Genomic DNA, 3,449 nt, shown 5'->3' with positions numbered 1-3,449 from the left:
TTTCCCTTACCTTAATTAGTATAGCATTTAGAAACTATCGTGTCAACAACTTTTGTTAAGTTGATTTTGTTTCGTTTGCCTGTCGTTTTTGGCGACTTGAATATACTAACATGGTTTCTAATTAAACGTCAACATAAAAAAGAAAAAACTGTAGATTTTTTTTCTCTACAGTTTTTTCTTTTAAACTAAAATCACCATTTGAATAACAGCAAGGCCTGCTACTCCTGGGATCCCTAATAATCCAGCTATCGATGCTGTTACCAAATTAATAGGTACATGTAGACCAACTTGTCCTCCAAATGCATTTAAAAAGAACAAGAACAGAGCCCCTATCAAAATCTTAATAACACCTTGCCCTAAAAATTGAAAGGGTTTAAAGCTTGTACCAGAAACGAGCAATAAAAATACCAAGCCACTTAACACTCCAATAACAATTACCGGATTCAAAAAACCACCTCTCTCTTTTATACCCCTAATAAAAGAGTATGAGGCGGATCTACTTGTTTATGACTATCTTTCTGTGTTTTGCTTCTTTAAATAGAAAGAAATATTTTGCTTCCGCAATCTTTCGTTCACAAAGAAGTTCAAATGTCTTCTCTATGCTAATTTCTTCTATTTCTTTTTTATGATTCCATTGGTCTCGTGTACTTCTCATTAATTGAATTAATTGTTCATCGTACTCTTTACGAAGCTTGTGCTTTTTCGAGAATATCATGGTCTCACCTCCAGCTAAATGTCACGTCGACCTTCTAACGCTTTTGACAACGTCACTTCATCTGCGTACTCTAAATCTCCACCCACCGGAAGACCGTGAGCAATTCTAGTAATACGAATTCCTGCCGGCTTTAATAAGCGTGAGATATACATAGCTGTGGCTTCCCCTTCTATATTAGGGTTGGTAGCTAGGATTACTTCTTGCACTTCTTCATTTTGAAGACGTTTCAGTAAATCTGGAACATTGATATCCTCTGGTCCAATTCCTTCCATAGGAGAGATTGCTCCATGAAGAACATGATATTTACCCCTAAACTCCTTCATCTTCTCCATTGCTATCACATCTTTTGGATCCTGAACCACACAAATAATGCTCGCGTCTCGCTTGTCATCTTGACAGATATAACAAGGATCCTGATCTGTAATGTGGCCACATACAGAACAATACCCTAAATTACGTTTCGCATTCACTAACGCTTTTGCAAATTCTAATACCGTATCTTCTTTCATATTTAAAACGAAAAAAGCCAGACGAGCAGCCGTTTTCGGACCGATGCCTGGCAATTTCATGAAGCTATCTATTAGCTTCGTAATCGGTTCAGGGTAATGCACGGAGATTCCCCCTATATTATAATCCTGGAATGTTCATTCCTTGTGTAAATTTCCCCATAGTAGATGAAGTTAATTCATCTGCTTTTTTCAACGCTTCATTTGTTGCTGCTAGCACTAGATCTTGAAGCATATCGATATCTTCTGGATCGACTACTTCTTCTTTGATATTTACTTCTAGAACTTCCTTGTGACCAGATACAATGACTGTGACCATACCGCCGCCAGCCGTACCTTCTAATCTTTTTTCTCCCAGTTCTTCTTGAGCCTCAGCCATTTTCTTTTGCATTTTTTGCATTTGCTTCATCATATTTTGCATATTTCCCATACCACCACGCATAGTGAGTACCTCCTAGTATTGGTTATTCTTTTATTTCTAACAGATCAGATCCCACAAGCTTTAATGCTTCAGATAAAAGTGGATCGTCTGGCTTAGATGATTGGTCAGTATCAGGTGACTCGTCGTCAGACTGATTGGTTTGTAAAAATTCTTTGCGAATATCACTCCAGTTTTCTTCTGGAACGCCAACGATTTCTAACCTCAATCCGATTAATCCTTCTAAAATAGTAGCGATGGATTCGACGAATTGTTGGTTATCCATTGCCATTTGGCAATGAATTTGATATTTGAATTTTAACACAAATGCTTTGGAGGATGCTGCCACTGGTTCAGCATCATTTAATAAGGCTGCTTGAGATCTCATTTGTCTCTGATTTAATTGCTGAAGCATGTCACCCCAACGACTTTTTAATAGTTGAAGGTCCTGCTTCGTTGCTTGAGATAAAATATCGTGTATACGCCCAACCGGAATCTTCATCCTTTGTGTTCTCGGCGTTTTTTTCTGCGGAGAACTAGGTGCCGCTTCCGACTGACCTTGTACCACTAATCCTTTTTGTTGTATATCTTTTAATGCACGCTCTAGCTGTTCTATTTTATTCGTTAATTGCTCCACTTCTATTGATTGTGCAACCTGATGGGAAACATTCAATTGACTAAGCTTCACTAACGACACTTCTAAATAGATTTTTGTATGATTTGTAAATCTCATTTCTTGCTGAGCGTGATTAAGTATATCAATGTACTCATAGATTTGTTCCGGTTGAATAGATTCCGCTAATGATTGGAACTGCTCATCCAGTAAAACCCGCTCTAAAGATTGTTCAAGAGACGGAGCTGTTTTAAAAAGAAGCATATCTCTGAAGTACATAATTAAATCTTCTACTAATCTTGATGGGTCCTTCCCTTGATTAACCAACTCTTCAAGGGATTGCAAAGCGTTTGACGCTTCTTTCTCATGGATAGCCTTCGCTAATTGATTTAAGTGAACCTGAGCTACAGCACCTGTTACAGTTAACGCATCACCGACCATAACTTTATCATCACTGAATGAAATCGCCTGATCTAATAAGCTAAGGGCGTCACGCATTCCACCTTCTGCCGCTCTTGCAATAACATGAAGCGCTTGCTCTTCAACGTCTACACCAGATTCATTTGCTATGTAGGACATTCTCCCAACGATGTCACGCGGAGTAATTCGTTTAAAGTCAAAGCGTTGACAACGAGAAATAATGGTTAAAGGAATTTTGTGTGGTTCTGTGGTCGCTAAAATGAACATAACGTGCTTTGGTGGCTCTTCTAACGTCTTTAACAGAGCATTAAACGCACCAATAGATAACATATGCACTTCATCAATAATATAGACCTTAAATCGAACAGCACTTGGAGCAAATTTCACTTTATCTCGAATATCTCGTATTTCTTCTACTCCGTTGTTGGATGCAGCATCAATTTCAATAACATCTTGAATTGATCCATCCATAATACCTTTACAAGCTGCACATTCATTACAAGGTTCTGCAATCGGAGCTCGTTCACAGTTAACAGCTTTCCCTAAAATCTTTGCCGCACTCGTCTTCCCAGTACCCCTAGGACCCGAGAATAAGTACGCATGGGAGATCTTGTCCTGAAGGAGGGCGTTCTGAAGCGTCTGTGTAACGTGCTGCTGACCCACTACATCCTCAAACGTCTGCGGACGCCACACACGATATAAAGCCTGATAACCCATTTTCTCCCTCCTCCACCATAATCACTCCCACTATTATAACTTATTTTGTAGGGAATGAAA

5 protein-coding genes are annotated in these 3,449 nt (G+C 38.9%); all 5 read right to left on the bottom strand.

Annotation, left to right across the window (positions count from 1 at the left end; all coding sequences use genetic code 11):
* Positions 1-180 precede the first annotated feature (180 nt).
* Genes M44_RS00645 through dnaX form a run of 5 tightly spaced genes read right to left on the bottom strand, consistent with a single transcriptional unit; the run spans position 181 to position 3,389 of the window.
* Entirely contained in the window at positions 181-447 is a 267-nt protein-coding gene (locus M44_RS00645) for a pro-sigmaK processing inhibitor BofA family protein (RefSeq protein WP_010169441.1), read from the bottom strand.
* Positions 448-496: 49 nt separating this feature from the next.
* Positions 497-715 carry a YaaL family protein gene (locus M44_RS00640; protein WP_010169443.1) on the bottom strand — a complete coding sequence of 73 codons (219 nt, stop codon included), beginning with the start codon at positions 713-715 and terminating at the stop codon, positions 497-499.
* A gap of 14 nt (positions 716-729) precedes the next feature.
* A complete protein-coding gene (recR, locus tag M44_RS00635) occupies positions 730-1,326 on the bottom strand; it encodes a recombination mediator RecR (RefSeq protein WP_010169446.1) in 597 nt (198 codons plus the stop codon).
* 16 nt (positions 1,327-1,342) lie between these two features.
* On the bottom strand, positions 1,343-1,663 hold the full coding sequence (locus M44_RS00630) for a YbaB/EbfC family nucleoid-associated protein (protein WP_010169448.1): 321 nt from the start codon (positions 1,661-1,663) through the stop codon (positions 1,343-1,345).
* 22 nt (positions 1,664-1,685) lie between these two features.
* A complete protein-coding gene (gene dnaX / locus M44_RS00625; protein ID WP_010169450.1) occupies positions 1,686-3,389 on the bottom strand; it encodes a DNA polymerase III subunit gamma/tau in 1,704 nt (567 codons plus the stop codon).
* Positions 3,390-3,449 lie beyond the last annotated feature (60 nt).

This window comes from Bacillus coahuilensis m4-4 (genome assembly GCF_000171615.1).
Classification (GTDB): Bacteria; Bacillota; Bacilli; order Bacillales; family Bacillaceae_K; genus Bacillus_T; species Bacillus_T coahuilensis.
Note: the sequence above shows the minus strand (reverse complement) of the source record. Positions and strands in the feature narration are given on the sequence as shown.

Bases quoted from the DNA above. Each gene is read 5' to 3' on its own strand.
- M44_RS00640 (WP_010169443.1), bottom strand. From the start codon at position 715: ATGATATTCTCGAAAAAGCACAAGCTTCGTAAAGAGTACGATGAACAA.
- M44_RS00630 (WP_010169448.1), bottom strand. From the start codon at position 1,663: ATGCGTGGTGGTATGGGAAATATGCAAAATATGATGAAGCAAATGCAA.
- dnaX (WP_010169450.1), bottom strand. From the start codon at position 3,389: ATGGGTTATCAGGCTTTATATCGTGTGTGGCGTCCGCAGACGTTTGAG.